Source organism: Streptomyces sp. NPDC025638 (genome assembly GCF_055558775.1).
In genome coordinates, this window is the sequence record NZ_JBVHLX010000032.1 from 1 (window position 1) to 17,046 (window position 17,046).

16 protein-coding genes and 3 pseudogenes are annotated in these 17,046 nt (G+C 69.6%); 7 read left to right on the forward strand and 12 right to left on the reverse strand.

The window, feature by feature from the left end; translation table 11 throughout:
* Positions 1 to 260: 260 nt before the first annotated feature.
* Both ACZ4EG_RS43765 and ACZ4EG_RS43770 read right to left on the reverse strand, forming a co-directional pair.
* Positions 261 to 1,292 (reverse strand): annotated as a pseudogene (locus ACZ4EG_RS43765) (IS1380 family transposase); the annotation flags it as partial.
* Between the two features lie 70 nt (positions 1,293 to 1,362).
* Positions 1,363 to 1,806: a nuclear transport factor 2 family protein gene (locus ACZ4EG_RS43770; protein ID WP_467794649.1), complete on the reverse strand. Its 444-nt coding sequence runs from the start codon at positions 1,804 to 1,806 to the stop codon at positions 1,363 to 1,365.
* Between the two features lie 989 nt (positions 1,807 to 2,795).
* Here ACZ4EG_RS43770 and ACZ4EG_RS43775 point away from each other — a divergent pair.
* Positions 2,796 to 3,029 (forward strand): annotated as a pseudogene (locus tag ACZ4EG_RS43775) (SLC13 family permease); the annotation flags it as partial.
* On the opposite strand, the pseudogene ACZ4EG_RS43780 reads toward ACZ4EG_RS43775, so the two are convergent.
* The 4 genes and pseudogenes from ACZ4EG_RS43780 to ACZ4EG_RS43795 all read right to left on the reverse strand — a co-directional run.
* Positions 3,028 to 3,355 (reverse strand): annotated as a pseudogene (locus tag ACZ4EG_RS43780) (TerD family protein); the annotation flags it as partial. The pseudogenes ACZ4EG_RS43775 and ACZ4EG_RS43780 sit on opposite strands and share 2 nt — an antisense overlap.
* Before the next feature lie 368 nt (positions 3,356 to 3,723).
* Complete coding sequence (locus ACZ4EG_RS43785; protein ID WP_467794650.1) at positions 3,724 to 4,326, reverse strand: hypothetical protein; 603 nt, start codon at positions 4,324 to 4,326, stop codon at positions 3,724 to 3,726.
* Positions 4,250 to 5,311 carry a hypothetical protein gene (locus ACZ4EG_RS43790; protein ID WP_467794651.1) on the reverse strand — a complete coding sequence of 354 codons (1,062 nt, stop codon included), beginning with the start codon at positions 5,309 to 5,311 and terminating at the stop codon, positions 4,250 to 4,252. The genes ACZ4EG_RS43785 and ACZ4EG_RS43790 overlap by 77 nt, the downstream gene beginning before the upstream one ends.
* Before the next feature lie 234 nt (positions 5,312 to 5,545).
* Positions 5,546 to 6,142 (reverse strand): TetR/AcrR family transcriptional regulator, encoded by a 597-nt coding sequence (locus ACZ4EG_RS43795; RefSeq protein ID WP_453561741.1) that lies wholly within the window; start codon positions 6,140 to 6,142, stop codon positions 5,546 to 5,548.
* Positions 6,143 to 6,220: 78 nt separating this feature from the next.
* On the opposite strand from ACZ4EG_RS43795, the gene ACZ4EG_RS43800 reads away from it, so the two are divergent.
* The 4 genes from ACZ4EG_RS43800 (at position 6,221) to ACZ4EG_RS43815 (ending at position 10,416) form a co-directional block, all read left to right on the forward strand.
* Positions 6,221 to 7,123: an SDR family oxidoreductase gene (locus ACZ4EG_RS43800; RefSeq protein ID WP_467794652.1), complete on the forward strand. Its 903-nt coding sequence runs from the start codon at positions 6,221 to 6,223 to the stop codon at positions 7,121 to 7,123.
* 363 nt (positions 7,124 to 7,486) lie between these two features.
* Complete coding sequence (locus tag ACZ4EG_RS43805) at positions 7,487 to 7,891, forward strand: FAD-dependent monooxygenase (protein WP_467794688.1); 405 nt, start codon at positions 7,487 to 7,489, stop codon at positions 7,889 to 7,891.
* Between the two features lie 385 nt (positions 7,892 to 8,276).
* The gene (locus tag ACZ4EG_RS43810) at positions 8,277 to 9,467 is read left to right on the forward strand and encodes an NAD(P)/FAD-dependent oxidoreductase (protein ID WP_467794653.1); all 1,191 of its coding nucleotides are present in this window, start codon (positions 8,277 to 8,279) and stop codon (positions 9,465 to 9,467) included.
* 10 nt (positions 9,468 to 9,477) lie between these two features.
* Positions 9,478 to 10,416, forward strand: coding sequence for a sigma-70 family RNA polymerase sigma factor (locus ACZ4EG_RS43815; RefSeq protein WP_467794654.1), 939 nt, complete (start codon positions 9,478 to 9,480; stop codon positions 10,414 to 10,416).
* A gap of 96 nt (positions 10,417 to 10,512) precedes the next feature.
* On the opposite strand, the gene ACZ4EG_RS43820 is transcribed toward ACZ4EG_RS43815, so the two are convergent.
* Complete coding sequence (locus ACZ4EG_RS43820) at positions 10,513 to 10,950, reverse strand: hypothetical protein (RefSeq protein ID WP_453561733.1); 438 nt, start codon at positions 10,948 to 10,950, stop codon at positions 10,513 to 10,515.
* An 84-nt stretch (positions 10,951 to 11,034) separates the two neighbouring features.
* Between ACZ4EG_RS43820 and ACZ4EG_RS43825 the strand changes: the two genes are divergently transcribed.
* Together ACZ4EG_RS43825 and folE are read left to right on the forward strand one after the other, a co-directional pair.
* Positions 11,035 to 11,739: a helix-turn-helix transcriptional regulator gene (locus tag ACZ4EG_RS43825; RefSeq protein ID WP_453561731.1), complete on the forward strand. Its 705-nt coding sequence runs from the start codon at positions 11,035 to 11,037 to the stop codon at positions 11,737 to 11,739.
* 138 nt (positions 11,740 to 11,877) lie between these two features.
* A complete protein-coding gene (gene folE, locus ACZ4EG_RS43830) occupies positions 11,878 to 12,474 on the forward strand; it encodes a GTP cyclohydrolase I FolE (protein ID WP_453561749.1) in 597 nt (198 codons plus the stop codon).
* Positions 12,475 to 12,556: 82 nt separating this feature from the next.
* Here the strand turns inward: folE and ACZ4EG_RS43835 are convergent, their stop codons facing one another.
* Genes ACZ4EG_RS43835 through ACZ4EG_RS43855 form a run of 5 tightly spaced genes read right to left on the reverse strand, consistent with a single transcriptional unit; the run spans position 12,557 to position 16,988 of the window.
* Positions 12,557 to 13,999: an aldehyde dehydrogenase gene (locus ACZ4EG_RS43835; RefSeq protein ID WP_467794655.1), complete on the reverse strand. Its 1,443-nt coding sequence runs from the start codon at positions 13,997 to 13,999 to the stop codon at positions 12,557 to 12,559.
* Positions 13,992 to 14,192, reverse strand: coding sequence for a 2-hydroxymuconate tautomerase (locus tag ACZ4EG_RS43840; RefSeq protein WP_467794656.1), 201 nt, complete (start codon positions 14,190 to 14,192; stop codon positions 13,992 to 13,994). Before ACZ4EG_RS43840 ends, ACZ4EG_RS43835 begins: the two co-directional genes overlap by 8 nt.
* A complete protein-coding gene (locus ACZ4EG_RS43845) occupies positions 14,192 to 14,992 on the reverse strand; it encodes a 2-keto-4-pentenoate hydratase (protein ID WP_467794657.1) in 801 nt (266 codons plus the stop codon). The genes ACZ4EG_RS43840 and ACZ4EG_RS43845 overlap by 1 nt, the downstream gene beginning before the upstream one ends.
* Positions 14,992 to 16,116 carry a 4-hydroxy-2-oxovalerate aldolase gene (dmpG, locus tag ACZ4EG_RS43850; protein WP_467794658.1) on the reverse strand — a complete coding sequence of 375 codons (1,125 nt, stop codon included), beginning with the start codon at positions 16,114 to 16,116 and terminating at the stop codon, positions 14,992 to 14,994. Before dmpG ends, ACZ4EG_RS43845 begins: the two co-directional genes overlap by 1 nt.
* On the reverse strand, positions 16,113 to 16,988 hold the full coding sequence (locus tag ACZ4EG_RS43855; RefSeq protein ID WP_467794689.1) for an acetaldehyde dehydrogenase (acetylating): 876 nt from the start codon (positions 16,986 to 16,988) through the stop codon (positions 16,113 to 16,115). The genes dmpG and ACZ4EG_RS43855 overlap by 4 nt, the downstream gene beginning before the upstream one ends.
* Between the last annotated feature and the right edge of the window lie 58 nt (positions 16,989 to 17,046).

Here is a 17,046-nt window from a genome sequence, read left to right on the forward strand (position 1 = left end):
CGCAGCCATCGCCCCGCACTGGCGCACCGCCCCGATCAACCCACCGGTCAAGGTCCCACGAAGCTGGGACCCAATCCCTTAAGTCACTGGTATTGTGGCTAGCCTCGATCTTGCATGAGGGTCCGTCAGCTTGCTGAGGAGACCTCTTCTGCTCGTTCGAGGCGGAGATTTCTGCTTGTGGGCAGGTTTGATTGCCCGGCTGTCGCGCCGGGTTCCACGGCTCCGGGGACATACTGCTCGTAGGGGCGGGACGCTGTTGGTCAGCCGGGGTTCGGGAGGGCATCGAGCCGGGCGAGGGCGCTGGTGATCACGTCAGTCCAGGGCCAGTGTTGTGCCAGGCGGAGGATGCGCCGGCGGCCGCTGGTAACGAGTTGGGCAGCAGCGGAGAACAGCCGCAGTCGCAGGCGGCGAGGTTCCCACGGCCGGGCGGCGCCGGTCAGCGCAAGCATCGGCATCCAGGCCAGCAGGTCCAGAGCGGTCTGGACGATCTCCAGCCAGATCTGGTTCTGTGCGGCGCCGCGCTGGGGAAGGTTGCGCAGGCCGGTGGCCCGCGCGGCGCGGATGCGGTCTTCGGCGCGGGCCCGCTGGCGGTGCCGCAGCTCCAGCGCCGCAATCGGAACATACTTGGTGTTGGTGGTGAAACAGGTCAGCCGCATGCCGTCGGCGTCGTTGAAGCGCAACTGGGCGCCGGGGTGCGGGCGTTCCTTGCGGACGATCAGCCGCATTCCCTTCGGCCAGCCCCTGAGGCAGTCGCCGTCAAGTTCAGCGGCCCAGGCGCGTTCGCGGATCTCGCCGTCCGGTTCGACGGCCGGCGTCCACGCGGCCGGGATTTTCAGGACGGCCTGGTGGATGGCGTCGGTGATGGTCATGCCGACCGAGTACGACAGCCACCGGCCGCGGGCGGCAAACCAGTCGACGAACTCGTGGGTGCCGCCACCCGAGTCGGTGCGGATCAGTGTCTGCCGTCCGCGCCGGTACTTCTTCGGCAGCAGAGCCAGGGCGAGCCGGGCGACTTCGATGTGGTCGGTTGCGGTGTTGGAGCCCGCGTTTCCCGGCCGCATCAGCCCTGCTACCGGTTCCCCCGAGCCGCCCCGGCCATGGTCGACGAACCCCATCAGCGGATGGTGCCCGAACGTCTTCTTCCAGGTCGCGGTCGCATGCTGCTTCTCGGAATGGGCGATCACCAGTACCCCATCCAGGTCCACGATCACCTGCCCACCCGCGTCCAGCGCCGCATCACCGGCCAGCTTCCACACGTCTTCACGGACTTGAGCACGGGCCTGCCGCAGTGCGGTGCAGGTCAGGAGCACTTCTCGTGTTTTCGATCATGCCTCGGACAGCTCGCCTGGTGAACGCTCGACGTCAGGAAACATCCTTCCGCAACGACGCGACGAGGCGGTCAAGGTCCCCGCGTGCCGTGTACGTACGGATCGGGTCGATGTAGTCGCGTGACTCGATGATCTGACCGTCCCGGATACGCATGACGAAGACGCAGGGCACCTTGGCCATGGAGTCGTCCGGCAACGTGAACTCATAGGCGAACTCGGCGACGATCACTTCAGGATCGGCGGTCTCGTGAACGACGACATCGACGACCCGTCTCTTCGGCAAGGACTCCCGAACTTCTGGCGGCACCGTGAAGTGCTCCTGGAGCGCACGCCGACTCGTCAACGGCTCGGACTCCGGCGTCGCCATCGGATGGCGGACATCGGTGACCTCGCCATACAGGTCAGGCAACTCGTCGAAGTTCCCGCCGGCGACCCCATGAACAAGCCGGAGAAACACTTCGCGCGGACTCAGATTCACAAGACCTCCCCAAGTAATACGCACAGGCGGCTGGTGATCATTATCGCCTGATCCAGGTCGGTCTTGCGGACTGTTTTGACCAGCAGCACCCACCCGCCTGACTGACGTGCCCCATGGCCGTCGCCCTGGACGCGGACATGCGGATACAGGCCCGTACGCTTCACCTGAGAAGTGCTCCTTCGACAGCAACGGTCAGGACCCCCGACAAGTCCTATCGTTGCAGTTCAGGGGCACTGCGGAAGCTGCGGCGCCCTCTTCTGGAGCGGTGACCCCAACCGGCCACGGGGACGCTGCGTGGCAAACGGAGACGGCCACTGGGCCCAAGGGCACGAGTTCTACGTACCAACGACGTATTAAGGCGCATCTCCGCGTCCGGGGTTCGTGAATGGCGTCTTCGCCGGACACCGCGTCACTTGGTATCGGGTCCAGAGCAAGGGCACCGGGCACCGCCTCCTCGACGTCGCCCTCGCTCACGCCATTGCCCCAGGGCATGGGTGGGCCAGTCACTGACGGCAGCCTGCGCCCGAGGCGCTCGTCTGCTCCACTCTGTGCGCCGGACGGGGCGGGCGTCCATCGGGTCTGGCACCCATTACTTGTCTCACCTATAGATACCTGTCTCGCCTACAGGTCTGGCCTGCCCGCTTTTGAGTGCCAGACCTGATGGCGACTGCCGGCAGTAGCAGGTGAGGCTGTAGCCGATCCCTCTTTCCGATCCGACGACCAACGAGGCGACCACTTTGCGCCTCCGGTCGGCTCCGCGCTCGGCGCTTCGACCGAGCAGAAATGCAGGGTGCATCTTCCCAGGCCAGCGGCGTGCGGCGGGGTTTGTCGGACCACGAGAGGAGCCCGGCAGCCATGCACGCACCCTCACAGCGACCTGACACCACCGGGTGCTTTTGCGGCCCGGTCCTGCTGGTCCGACGTACTGCGGCGGGGTGGGTGCGCCCCATGACGGGCACAGGCGGGTGCGGCGTGCGGGAGGCGGCTCCGTGAGTGTGACGGCGTGGCTGACAGTGGCGGTGTTCGCCGCCGTCTACGTGCTGATCGCGACGGAGTGGGTGCACCGGGTCGCCGCCGCCCTGGGCGGCGCGGTCGTGATGCTGCTCATCGGGGCCACCGACGCTGAGCACGCGTTCTTCTCCGAACACGCGGGCATCGACTGGAACGTCGTCTTCCTGCTGCTCGGCATGATGCTGATCGTCGCCGTGCTGAAACGGACCGGGCGCCGTGTCGGTACAGCTCGCCGAAGACCAGCGCGGTCTCGTTCGCCAGGCCACCGGCCGCGAGGTCGTAGCGGGCCGGCTCCGTGCCCGTGTCCTGGTCGAGGACGCGGATGTGGGCCCGGTGCACCTGCCCGAAGGTCTGGCCTCGGTTGACAGCTTCGTGGATGGACACCGGGAAGACGATCCCGTCGACCTTGGTCCAAGTCGGCGCCGGTGGTGGTTCGCATGTCCCAGCCCAGGCCGACCACGACCGCGCGCAACCCAGGCGCCTCCTTGCTCAGTGACACATCGTCAGCTTTGGACAGGCGAACACCCGTGGTCCGTATCTCCACACACGGTCGGTTCGGATCCTTGCCCCGGATACCGCCTGGAATCTACAACACTGTAGAGATAGATATTGCGCGACACGAGGGAACATCAACGCGAAACGTACGAACTGGCCACGACCGCCCGCTTTGTGCGATGTGACGCTCCTCCGGCGCGAGGCGAGGCCAGGGACAGAAGAGAGACAGCGAATGGCGGAGCCGGACCCACGCCGCAGGCGCAGGGCGCACGGGTCAAGTCCGAGCCTACGTAGGCCCCGTTGGACTCCTCCAGGTTCGAATCCTCACCCAGACGTGACCTTCACGAATCCCCAAAGACCAGTTTCCTGGTTTTCGTGCGGACCGGAGTTACGCCGTGGCTGGTGGGTTCGTCACTGACGGCTGATTGCCCGTGAGATGCCGGCGGTGACGGTCGTGGCGAGGATCCAGCCCGCAGCGGTCAGCCCGTAGGCGAGCCATTGTCCGATGCCTCGTGGTGCGAAAGCCGCCTCCTGCCCGAAGGTGATGATGGGGACCAGCAGATCGAGTGTGTAGAAGACCGCGTTGAACGGCGGTGTCTTTCCGGCCTCCAGCGGTGCGGGGGGATGTACGCCGAAGAAGATCGCACCGAAGGCGAGTAGAGCCATGAGCCACAGGCCGGCGCGCAGAGGCCGGTAGCCGTAGCCGACCGTCGCGTCCTGGATGTAACCCCAGGCGCGGCTGTGCGCGGGGAGCGTAGCGTGCCGATGGCGCTGTTTCGCCAGCAATACGGTGCGTGCTTCGTCCTCGTGCCCGAGTCGTCGGTACGCGGCTGCGAGCTGCTCGTACGGCTGCGGGAGGTAGCCGTCGGTGCCGCGCCGGAGCCAGTCGACCCGTTCTGCGGCCGCCAGGGGGTGTGCGAGGGCGTCGTAGGTGGCCTCAGCCAGCCGTAGATGAGCCGGCCAGGTGTCCGGAGTGTCGTACAGGGTGCCGAGCTGAGCATTGCGTGCCGTCAAGGGTGCCGTCGATCGGTCGCCGGGTTCGCAGATCGGTCTCCCGGGCCTGGATGAGCCGCAGCGACAAGGCAGTGCCGCCGGGATGTGCGAGTGTGGCGTCGCGGAAGCTGAGCTGCGTACCGATGTGGCTGCCGTCGAGATTGATGCCGCCCACGACGGCGAGGCCCTGGCCGAGGTCGAAATTGCGGGCGACCCTGACATCGGCAGCCTCCAGCGCCACGTCACCGGCGTTGTTCAGCAGGGCGCCGCAGAAACCGATCGCTGCCGAGACCGTGGCACCGGACAGGATGATCCGCCCCTCGGCCCTGAAGTTCGGGTGGAAGGTGAAGTCTTCGGTGATCTGGACGTGGTAGGCATCCAGTGCGTGGCCGCCGGGGTTGCTCAGGGAGGCACCCTCCAGGTCGAATTCCCCGTCGATGGAGCCACCGGATATGCGGAAGCCTCCCTGGACGGCCAGGTTGGTACACAGCGTGTCACCACTGACAGCCACATGGACCGCGGATATCGCCTCGGACCCGGGTGCCGTGATCACAGCGTCGCGGAGGTCCAGATCGCCGTTGATCTGAGCGCGGTTCAGTACGAGGGGGCCGGTCAGCCGGCAGCGGGACAACACCAGTCGGCCGTCGATCTGGGCCGTGTCGGCGGCGAGACCTGGCAGGGAACTTCCGGGCAGAGCCAGTTCGCGGATCCTGGCACCCTGTAGTAGGGGCACTTCGTCGAAGCGGCAATCTGCCAGGACGACCGGCACGGCAACCTCGGCGAATCTCAGATCCAGGCCGCCCGTGATGCGGGCACCGGTGAGACGCAGTGCCGGGCGGTCGCCCGGGGCGGGATCGGCGCCGGCGCCCAGCAACAACGCCGCGAGGACGTCGGCCCGTACTGCGGATTGCGCCGATGATGTGCCGTCGCGGACATCGATGGCAGCGCCCTGCACGAAGGAGTCCCACAACTGGCGTTCAACAGCATCGAGTTCATCAAGACGCATGATCGGTGATCATCCCGGTCCGGGCCTTCCCAGGACAAGACCCCCGGGTCCGGAGTGAGTACCTGTCACTGGCCGTTCTCTGATCTCCTCCTCCACCGACAACCAACTCAGGACAAGGAGAAGGAAGAGGGTTGTGACGACGCCGGGCGCGAGCGGATTCGTTGCGGGCGGCGGCGCCGCGTGTGTGTCGCCTCGGGGCGGCCGTAGCCCCGAGGCCGGATTGCTTCGCGGCGGCTACGTCGGCGCACGGTCCGCGAGGACCTCGTGCAGTTCCGCCAGTGACGAGCGGAAGAGCCGTGGCAGATCCTGCTCGCCTGTCCTGCCCGTCTTGCCGGGCTCGGCGGCGACCCAGCGGGCGTAGGCAACCTTGAAGGCGGCGATGCCTGCCTCGGCGGCCAGGCCGGCGGCCGGCTCCGGAGTGCCGCGTTCGCGCAGTGCGCCGGCCATCGCCGAGGTGAAGGCATCCAGCTTGACCAGCTCGCGTTCGCGTAGCTCGATGCTGGCGGAGACGACCGCGTCCCGCCGCCGGACCCGCTCCGGGTCCTGCTGGAAGAAGGCCCCGAAGGAATCCAGCGCTGCACCCACCGCGTCTATCGGGGACGCCGAGGCCGGTGCCTGCGCGATGGCCTGGGTGAGCATGTCCAACGCCATCTCAGTTCCATAGAACAGCACTTCGCGCTTGTCGGCGAAGTGCCGGAAGAAGGTCCGCTCGGTCAGTCCCGCCGCTTCGGCGATCTCGGTGACCGTGGTCCGCTCGAAACCCTGCTCTGCGTAGAGCGTCAGCGCCGCCTCCGCCAGTCGCCCTCGCGCGTTTGGCTCCCACCTACCCATGGCGTGATCCTACGCGATGACAGCGCCTGTCATCACCGTGCTACGCTGATGACAGTTCCTGACATCAGGGAGGTTTCCATGCGGATATTCGTCACGGGCGCATCCGGCTGGGTCGGCTCGGCCGTCGTCCCCGAGCTCATCGGCGCGGGGCACCAGGTCCTCGGGCTCGCCAGGTCGGACTCCTCGGCCGAGGCCGTCGCCGCCAGGGGGGCGGAGGTGCTCCGCGGAGGCCTCGACGACCTGGACACCCTGCGCGCCGGTGCAGCCGAGTGCGACGGCGTCGTCCACCTCGCATTCGGCCACGACTTCTCCCGGTTCGACGCCTCGGTGCAGACCGATGCGCGCGCCATCGATGCCTTCGGCGAGGCACTGGCGGGCTCCGGCAAACCGCTGGTCATCGCCTCTGGTACGCCCGCGATCCCGGGCAGGGTGGCGACCGAGCGCGACCGTCCCGAGTTCCCGCCCGGCTCCCCCATGGCGGGCCGGGCCGCGAACACCCAGGCGACTCTCGACCTGGCGTCACGCGGCGTCCGCTCGTCCGTCGTGGGACTGCCCCGCACCGTGCACGGCGAAGGGGACCAGGGCTTCGTCTCCTGGCTGATCGCCGACGCCCGGGAAAAGGGGGCGGCAGGCTACGTCGGCGACGGCTCCAACCGCTGGCCCGCAGTGCATGTGGCGGACGCCGGCCGACTGTTCCGGCTCGCCGTGGAGCAGGCCCCGGCGGGATCGATGCTGCACGCGGTCGGCGACGAGGGGGTCCCGATTCGCGACATCGCCGAGGTCATCGGCCATCACCTCGACCTGCCGACAGCCTCCCGCCCGGCCGAGAACTTCGGCTTCCTGGGCATGGTCCTGTCCATCGACCAGCCGGCGTCCAGTGCGCTGACCAGCGAACTGCTCGGCTGGCGCCCGGTCGGCCCCGGCCTCCTGGAAGACCTGGACAAGGGCCACTACTTCAACGCCGACTCCCGCTCGGCCTGACCCCTTATCCGCACGCAGCAGCGTATCCACGAGCTGGAAGGCGTTGCCCATGCCGCTCCGGGGTTGGTTGGACTGACGTCACCGTGCGCGCATCGGCTCCAGGTGCCGCCCTCCTCGGTGACCAGCCAGGGGGCGGTCTGTCGTGGTAGCCGAGGGCATGGGCGATGAAGGACGCCGGGGCCTGAACAACGAAGTGCCGGATGACTGAGGTGCGGGCTCGTTGGGCGGGACGCCGAGGTCACAGAGTGCGTCGCGCAAGGTGATCGGGTTCAGCGGCCGGCCCGAGCCGCCGCCCGGGAAGCCACTGGGAGGAGAGGTTGACCGCCAGCTTGCGGGCACGAAGCGTGCGGCGGTATTCCCCGCCTGGTTCCGCCCCAGAACATCACAGAAGAACTCCTTGCCAAGCACGCGGCAGATCTCGGCGTCCGCTTCGAGCGCGGCTGGACCGTCGAGGAGGTGACGCAAGACGCCGACGCAGTCACGGTATCGATGCGCCACGAGGACGGCTCGTCCCGGCAGATGCACGGCACATATGCCGTCGGATGCGACGGCGCCCGCAGCGTCGTGCGGAAGCAGGCGGGCATAGCATTCGAGGGCCACGCCCCGACCTTCACAGGCATCGTCGCCGACGTCGTGATCGACAATCCGTGGCCCGAGGGACGACACATCATCGGCAACGACCGCGGCTGGCTCGCGTCATCAGCGTGCCAGGGCCCGCCCCGGACCACCGCTGGTGCCCGCTCGCAGTGCAGGGTGGTGGCCACTTGACCCGGCGGGTGCACTCGTCGTACCCGCCCGGGTCGGGTGCGCTCCAGCGGGTGCGCCACATCGGCTTCTCGATGCCGTCGGTGTCCTTCACCTTCCGCTTGTAGAACCGCATGCAGTTGTCGAACCTCGCGGCGATGAGGGCTGCGTCCTCCGTGCGATCACCTCGGGCGGCATGCCCAAGAGCGCGGGCCGCTCCGGTGCCTTGCAACCGATGACCGTGAACGCTCACTGCGCCACGGGGGGGGGAGGCGGTGCGTGCTTCCAAGCGCCGGTCGGAGGCTCAGCCGCTCGCCTCAGTTCGGTGACCCGCGTCACACCCCGCTCCTGTCAGCAATCGGGGCGCCATCTCGTTCAAGGGGCACGCGAACGAGACAGGAGCAACGCCATGAAGCACCGCATCGTCGTACTCGGCGCTGGATACGCCGGGGCCTTCGCCGCCGGAAACCTGGCCCGTCGGCTCTCCCCCGCCGACACCGAGATCACCGTCGTCAATGCCGTGCCCGACTTCGTTGAGCGGATGCGGCTCCACCAGCTCGCGATCGGCCAGGACCTCGCGTTCCGCAAGCTCGCCGACGTGTTCGCGGGCACCGGGGTGCGGCTGCGCCTGGCGCGCGTCACCGGCGTCGACCCCGAGCGCAGGACCGTCGCCGTGACCGGCGAGGACGGCGACGACGAGCTCGCGTACGACACGCTTCTCTACACACTCGGCAGCTCCGTGGCCCAGCATGGCGTCCCCGGCGTGGCCGAGTATGCCTTCGACGTGACCGGCCGGTCCTCGGCGCTGCGTCTGCGCGAGCGCCTGGCCGGCCTGGGCGAGGGCGGCACCGTGCTGGTCGTCGGTGAGGGGCTGACCGGCATCGAGACCGCCACCGAGTTCGCCGAGTCCCGGCCCGACCTCTCGGTCGCGCTCGCCGCCCGCGGCGAACTGGGCGCCTGGCTCTCCCCGAAGGCCCGCCGTCACCTGCGCCAGGCCTTCGACCGGCTCGGCATCACCGTCCACGAGCGCACCGGCATCGAAGCCGTCGAGCCGACACGCGCGATCGCCGCCGACGGTACGTCCATCCCGGCCGACGTGACCGTGTGGTCGGCCGGGTTCGCCGTACCCCCCATCGCGGCCGCCGGCGGCCTGGCGGTCGCCGAGACCGGCCAGATCGTCGTCGACCGCACCATGCGCTCGGTCTCGCACCCGGACGTCTACGCCGCCGGCGACTGCGCCTACGCGATCGGCGAGAACGGCCGGCCGCTGCCGATGTCCTGCGCCTCGGCCGGCTACACCAACATGCAGGCGACCGCCGCGATCATCGCGCGCCTGACGGGCAGCGAGGTCCCGACCAGCGGGCTGAGGTACTACGGCAACCACATCAGCCTCGGGCGGCGGGACGCGATCTTCCAGATGGTGGACGGGGACGTCCGGTCGAAGTCCTGGTACCTGGGCGGCCGGACCGCCGCGCGCCTCAAGTCGGGCGTGCTCAAGGGGGCCGGGTGGAGCATCGTCCACCCGACCTTCGGCATGCCGAAGCGCAGGCGCCGCCTGAGCACCGCGCCCGACCGGGGCGGTGTGAGGGCCGCCGCCTAGGCTGCTGCGCATGGACAGTGCAGCCATCGATCGGTTCGAGGCCGGCCGGGACCGGCTGGCCTCGCTCGCGTACCGTCTGCTCGGCTCGGCGGCCGACGCCGAGGACACCGTGCAGGACGCGTTCCTGCGCTGGCAGGCCGCGGACCGGGAACGGATCGAGGTGCCCGAGGCGTGGCTGACCAAGGTCGTCACCAATCTCTGCCTCGACCGGCTCCGCTCGGCGCAGGCACGCCATGAGCGCGCTGTCGGCGACTGGCTGCCCGAGCCACTCCTCGAGGGTGACCCGATGCTCGGCCCCGCCGATACCTTCGAGCAGCGCGAATCGGTGTCCTTGGCCGTACTCACCCTCATGGAGCGCCTCTCGCCGGTCGAGCGGGCCGCCTACGTCCTGCGCGAGGCCTTCTCGTACCCCCACACCGAGATCGCCGGGATCCTCGACATCACCGAGTCCGCGAGCCAGCAGCATGTCCACCGGGCCCGACGCCGGGTCCTCGCCGAGCGTCGCGGCGGCGACGAGGTGGACCCCGCGTCCGCGCGTCGGATCGTCGAGGAGTTCCTCGCCGCCGCCACGTCGGGGCGCACCGAACGGCTGGTGGCGATGCTCACCGCCGACGCGACCGCGGTCTCGGACGGCGCCGGACTGGCCAGGCGGCTGCTGCGCTGCACGACGCGCGAGCGCGTCGCCTCCTATGTGCGGGCCGGCTTCAAGCCCACTCCGGCGAAGCGGCGGCTGGCCGGCGGCTCCCCCGCGTTCCACATCGCGCTGGTCAACGGCTCCCCGGCCGTCCTCGCCGTGGTCGACGACCGGGTCGTGGGCACCGTGGCGTTCGAAGTCAGCGACGGCAAGGTCGCGTCCCTGCGCGGCATCGCCGCCGCGGACCGGCTCGCGCGCCTCAATGAGACCTGGCGACAGCACGAGCCCGACGCGCCGGTCATCAGCGCATGGTGACCGGAGCCACCGGAATCCGGTGACCTGAGTCGGAGCGAGGACGGCGCTCCTTCGGCCCCCGCGCTGCACAGCGGCACGGGTGGCTGCTGCCTGCTGTCAGTGAGACTGCCGCTTGCCGTGGTAGGCCTGTGCGAGCCGGGCGAGGGCGAGCGCGCCGAGCAGAAGGCCGAAGTCGCGCAGCGCGACGTCATAGTGGCCGGGGATGGTCAGCAGGTTGACGATGATTCCGGCGAGCCATCCGGCCACCAGCCAGCCCCCGAAGCGCGGGGCGAGCGCGACGGCGAGGCCCGCGACGATCTCGATCACTCCCACCGCGTACATGGCCGCCTGGGCGCTGCCCGGAACGACGTCGTTGATCCACGGCGCGAGGTAGCTGGGCCAGTCCACGAGCAGGTTGGCGAACTTGTCCAGCCCGAACAGGATCGGCGCCACGGTGAAGCCGGTGCGCAGGATGACGAACGCCTGGTAGCCGGGGTCGGTGAGCGCGGCCCGCCGGGAGGTGGCGGATGTGGTGGTTGCGGTTGCGGACGACATGACACCCTTCCTTCTATCGACAACTCTCACTGACGATAGAAGCGCGCAAAGCTTCTTTAGTCAATCGCTATTGGTTTTACACTGGTGTTCGTGGACCACTCGAAGGAAGCACCCCGCTCCGCCGTCTCCGCCGTCGCCGCGCTCGACGAGCCGACCCGCAGGAGGCTGTACGACCACGTCGTACGCCAGCCGGGACCGGTCAGCCGCGACGAAGCCGCCGAAGCCCTCGGCCTTGCACGGCAGACCGCGGCCTTCCACCTGGACCGGCTGGCTGACGAATCACTGCTCGACGTCGTCTACGAACGGCGCAGCGGACGCACCGGCCCGGGTGCGGGCCGGCCCGCCAAGCTCTACAAACGCTCCAGCGCGCAGGTCACCGTCAGCCTGCCCGAGCGGCACTACGAGCTGGCCGGACGGCTCCTCGCCCAGGCGCTGGAGGAATCCGAAGCCACCGGTGAACCGGTCCGTTCGGTCCTGCACCGGAAGGCGCACGAGCTGGGCACACAGCTCGCCGGACCGGGCCAGGCAGATGTGTTCGCCGTGCTCGAAGACAACGGCTTCGAGCCCCGCTGCGAGGGTGACGCCATCGTCCTGGACAACTGCCCCTTCCACGCGCTCGCCCGCGAACACACCCAGACGGTGTGCGGCATGAACCTCCACCTGCTTCGCGGCGTATTGGAAGGGCTCGCCGAGAGCGGCCTCCAGGCGTGCCTGGCGCCCAGCCCCGGTCACTGCTGCGTCCGTCTGGAGCCGGCTTCCTCGGCGCCCACCAGCGTGCGCCCGTCCTGAGGCGCAACACCACCCGCCGCCCGCAGTTCGACATCCCACGAGGAGTACGTCATGGACGCCAGCGCACCGATCACGGCCTCGGTACCGGAAACGGCTGGTATTCCCAGCCGCGTTGCGGGCATTCCCGGGCCCCAGACGATGCCGTCCATCACCCCGCTGCGCGTCGTCCACGACACCGGCGGCATAGACCTGCCGGGCGCCGAACGCGCCGCCGCCCAGTTCCTTGAAGCGCTCGGCATCCACACCGACACCGAGAGCCTGCACGGCACCCCCGGCCGCATGGCCCGCGCCTATGCCGAACTGTTCAGCCCGCGCCCCTTCGACCTGACGACCTTCCCCAACGACGAGGGCTACGACGAACTGGTGCTGGCACGTAACATCCCAGTCCGATCGGTGTGCGAGCACCATATGCTGCCCGTCGTCGGCACCGCCCATGTCGGCTACCTGCCCGGCCACCGCATCCTCGGCCTGTCCAAACTGGCCCGGGTCGTCGAACACTTCGCCTGCCGCCCCCAGGTCCAGGAACGCCTGACCAAGCAGGTCGCCGACTGGCTGCACACCCACCTCGAACCCAAAGGCGTCGGGGTCGTGATAGAAGCCGAACACACCTGCATGACCCTGCGCGGAGTCCAGGCCACCGGCTCCAGTACCCTCACCTCCACCCTCCTCGGCACACTCCGCGACGACGCCCGCTCACGCGCCGAATTCCTCACCCTCACAGGCCTGCCCACCTGAACCCCCACCCGCCGGTACCGGCCCTGCCAACCTTGCGGCTCCCTGGGTCGCGGGGAGGGATCCGCAGGAGGTTGTGCGCCGGTCAGGCGGGGGTGATCTGCATGACGACGGCCTTGGGTTCGGTGAAGAACTCGCGGCTGAAGTCGCCGCCCTCGCGGCCGACACCCGAGTCGCCGACGCCGCCGAAGGGGGCGCGCAGATCGCGGATGAAGAAGCAGTTCACCCAGACGGTGCCCGCCGTGAGGGCGGCGGAGACGCGGTGGGCCCGGTGCAGGTTCTCGGTGAAGAGCATGGCGTTGAGGCCGTACGGGGTGTCGTTGGCCAGGCATACCGCCTCCGCCTCGATGTCGAAGGGCTGGACGACGACGACCGGGCCGAAGATCTCCTCGCAGACGTGGCGGGAGTCCGGCGGCAGGTCGACCAGCACGGTCGGTTTGACCACCCAGCCCTCGCCGAGGCCGCCGGTGAGCGTCTTGCCGCCCTGCTCGTCGACCGACTCGACATAGCCGCGGACCTTCGTGTAGTGCTCCAGGGAGGCCAGCGGGCCGAACTCGGTCGTCTCGTCCTTCGGGTCGCCGATCACCAACGCCTCGGCCGCCGCGGTGAAGCGGGACAGGAACTCGTCGTAGATCTCCCGCTGTACGTAGAGCCTGCTGCCGGCCAGGCAGACCTGGCCCGCGTTGCGGAAGATGGCCTGGATCGACCAGTCGACCGCGTTGTCCAGGTCGGCGTCGGCGAAGACGATATTGGCGCCCTTGCCGCCGAGTTCCAGGCTGACCGGGGTCAGATTGGCCGCCGCCGCCCGGGCGATGACACGGCCGGTCCCGGACTCTCCGGTGAAGGTGATCCGGTCGACGCGGGGGTCCTCGGTCAGGGCCTGGCCGGCCGAGTCGGGGCCGTAGCCGTGGACGACGTTGAGCACGCCCGGGGGCATTCCCGCCTCCAGGGCGAGTCGCGCGAGGACGGTGGCCGAGGTCGGGGTGTCCTCGGCGGGCTTGAGGACCACGGTGTTGCCCCAGGCCAGGGCCGGGGCGACCTTCCAGGTCTCCAGCATCAGCGGGAAGTTCCACGGCGCGATGGCCGCGACCACTCCGGCGGCCTCGAACCGGGTGTAGCTGTGGTGGCCGGAGTCCATCGGCAGGGCGTCGCCGGTGGACAGCCGGGCGTGGTCGGCGAAGAAGCGGAAGTTGAGCGCCGAGCGGGCCACGTCGTGCCGCGCCTGGGCCAGCGGCTTACCCATGTCGCGGGTGTCGGCCAGCGCCAGTTCGTCGGTGTGCTCCTCCATCAGGTCCGCCAGCCGGTGCAGGATCCGGCCCCGCTCGGCGAACCCCATCCGCGGCCACGGGCCCTCGTCGAAGGCGCGGCGCGCCGCCGTCACCGCACGGTCCGCGTCCGCCGCGCCGCCGAGGGGTACCTCGGCCCAGGCCTGGCGGGTCCATGGATCGACGGTGTCGAAGCGGGCGCCGTCGAGCGACTCCACCTCGACCCCGTCGATCACGTGCCCGAAGAACTCCTTGTCAGCCATGGGTCGACTCTCTTTCTGCGATCGTCACGTCTCCTGCGGCGAAGTGCGTCTTGGGTACCTCTCGCACCACCACCCGGACGCTCTGCTTCGGTGCGCCCACCGCGCTCACCACAGCGGCGGTCAACTCGCTGATCAGCGCGCGCAGTTGCTCAGGCGTACGGCCCTCGGTGAGGGTGACCTCGACCAGTGGCATCAGGCACCGACCTCCCCGCCACCGCTCAGGAACACCGAGCCCAAGTGCGTGAAGTGGCAGGCGATCGAGGTACCCGGCGGTGCGAACACCGCATCCGTCATCCCACCGGTCAGCACCACCCACCCGGGCTCGATGGCCAGGCCGCGGCGGCCGAGGTCGTTGGCCGCCAGCGCCAGCGCCTCGGCGGGGTGGCCCTGCACCGCGGCACCGGTGGCGGAGTCGACGATCCGGCCGTCCACCTCCACCAGCACAGCCTCCATGGCCAGGTCGAGGGCCTGCGGATCCAGCCCGACCGGCCCGGTGACATAGGCGCCGGAGGAGGCGTTGTCGGCCACCACGTCCGGCAGGGTGAACCGGAAGTCCCGGTAGCGGCTGTCGATCACCTCGGCGCCGCCGTGGACCGTACCGACCGCGGCCAGCGCCCGGGCCGCCGTGACGCCCGGGCCGGCCAGCCGGTCCTTCATCACGAAGACGATCTCCGGCTCCACCCGGGGGTGGATCAGCCGGTCCTGCGGCACCGGTTCACCGGCGGGCAGCACCATGGCATCGGTCAGCCAGGCGGTCAGCGGCGAGTCGACGCCCATCCGCTTCTGCTTGGCCCGGCTGGTCAGGCCCAGTTTGACGCCGACCAGCCGCTCGCCGCGGTCCAGGCGTCGCCGTAGCGTCTCGTCCTGGATCCGGTAGGCGGTGGCCAGGTCGAGCTCCGGCCACTCGTCGGTGATCGGCGGGCGGTCGTTGCGGGCGTCCTCGCAGCCGAGCAGCACCTCGGCGGCCCGGTCGACGTCCCAGGTCGCGGTCATCAGCGCACCCCCTGGGCGGCGAGGTCGCCGAGGTCGCGTTCTTCGGCGAGCTGCAGGGCAATGTCGATGATCATGTCCTCCTGGCCGCCGACGTAGCCGGCCTGTCCGACCCGTTCGAGAATCTCGTGCGCGGGCACCCCGTATCGCTGCGAGGCGCGCTCGGCGTGCAGCAGGAAGGAGGAGTAGACCCCGGCGTAGCCCTGCACGATCGCGGAGCGGTCCATCCACGGCAGCCGGGGGATGACCGGTCTGACCACGTCCTGGGCGGCGGCCATCACGCCCGGTACATCGATGCCGGCCCAGATGCCCATGCGGTCGAAGGTGGCGGCGAGCACTTCGGTGGGCGCGTTGCCCGCCCCGGCGCCCAGGGCGCACAGTGCGCCGTCGATCTGCCGCGCGCCCGCCTGGTACGCCAGCACGGAGTTGGCCACGCCGAGGGAGAGGTTCTGGTGGCCGTGGAAGCCGACCTGTGCCTGGTCGCCGATCTCGTCGAGCAGCGCCCGCACCCGGGCCTGGGCGTCGGAGAGCACCAGCGCGCCGGCGGAGTCCACCACGTACACGCACTGAGCGCCCGCGTCGACCATGATCCTGGCCTGCTCGGCGAGCGCCTCGGGGCCGATCCGGTGGGAGAGCATCAGGAAGCCGACGGTCTCCATGCCCAGGTCGCGGGCCGCGCCGAAGTGCTGCACGGAGACGTCCGCCTCGGTGCAGTGGGTGGCGATCCGAGCCACCGACGCACCCACCGACCGGGCCCGCTTGAGGTGCTCGACGGTGCCCAGGCCGGGCAGCATCAGCACCGCGATCCGGGCCCGCTCGGCCTCGTCCACGGCCGCCGCGATCAGGTCGAACTCGTCCTCCAGCGAGAAGCCGTAGTTGAAGCTGGATCCGCCGAGGCCGTCGCCGTGCGCGACCTCGATCACCTCGACGCCGCTGGTGTCCAGGGCGTGCACGATGGCCCGTACCTGCCCCTCGGTGAACTGGTGGCTCATCGCATGGGAGCCGTCCCGCAGCGTGGAGTCGGTGATGCGCAGGTCGCGCGGCTTCGCGGCGGAAGCGCTGGTGTTCTCGGTCGAACCACCTGCGTTCTCGGGAGAGTTGCTCATGTTCTCGGCGGGGGTGCTCATGCCGACGCTCCTTGCTTGGCGAGGCGGGCGGCGGCCAGCAGCTCGCCCACACGGGCTGCGGAGGCCGTGATGATGTCCAGGTTTCCGGCGTAGTCGGGCAGATAGTCGCCGCGCCCGCGGACCTCCAGGAACACCGCGACCCGGGCCATCCCGCGCCACTGCGCGCGCGCCGGGTCGTACTGCGGCTCGGCGCGCAGCGTGTAGCCGGGCACATACTGCTGTACGGCGCCGACCATGGCGTGGATCGACTCGGTCACCTTGTCCTGCAGCGCTCCGGGCTCGGCCGCCTCGGCGGGCACCGCGCAGAACACTGTGTCCCTCATAACCATCGGCGGCTCTACCGGGTTGAGGATGATGATCGCCTTGCCGCGCTCGGCGCCTCCGACCTTCTCGATCGCGGTGGAGGTGGTCTCGGTGAACTCGTCGATATTGGCGCGGGTGCCCGGTCCGGCCGAGCGCGAGGCGATCGAGGCGACGATCTCGGCGTACTCCACCGGCACCACCGAGGACACCGCCGACACGATCGGTACGGTGGCCTGCCCACCGCAGGTGATCATGTTGACGTTCATCGCGTCGAGGTTGAGGTCGAGGTTGACAGGCGGGCAGACGAACGGTCCGACGGCGGCCGGGGTGAGGTCCACGGCCACGATCCCCGCCTCGGCGTACCGGGGGGCGTTGGCCTTGTGGGCGTAGGCGCTGGTCGCCTCGAAGACGATGTCCGGCAGCGGTTCCTGGCGCAGCAGCCAGTCCACGCCCTCGTGACTGGTCTCAAGGCCCATCCGCCGGGCGCGGGCGAGGCCGTCGGAGGCCGGATCGACGCCGACCATGAACCGTGGCCGAAGAACCTCGCTGTGCCGCTTCAGCTTGAACATCAGGTCGGTGCCGATGTTTCCGGGGCCCACGATGGCGGCGGTGGCGCGCCGCTTTCCG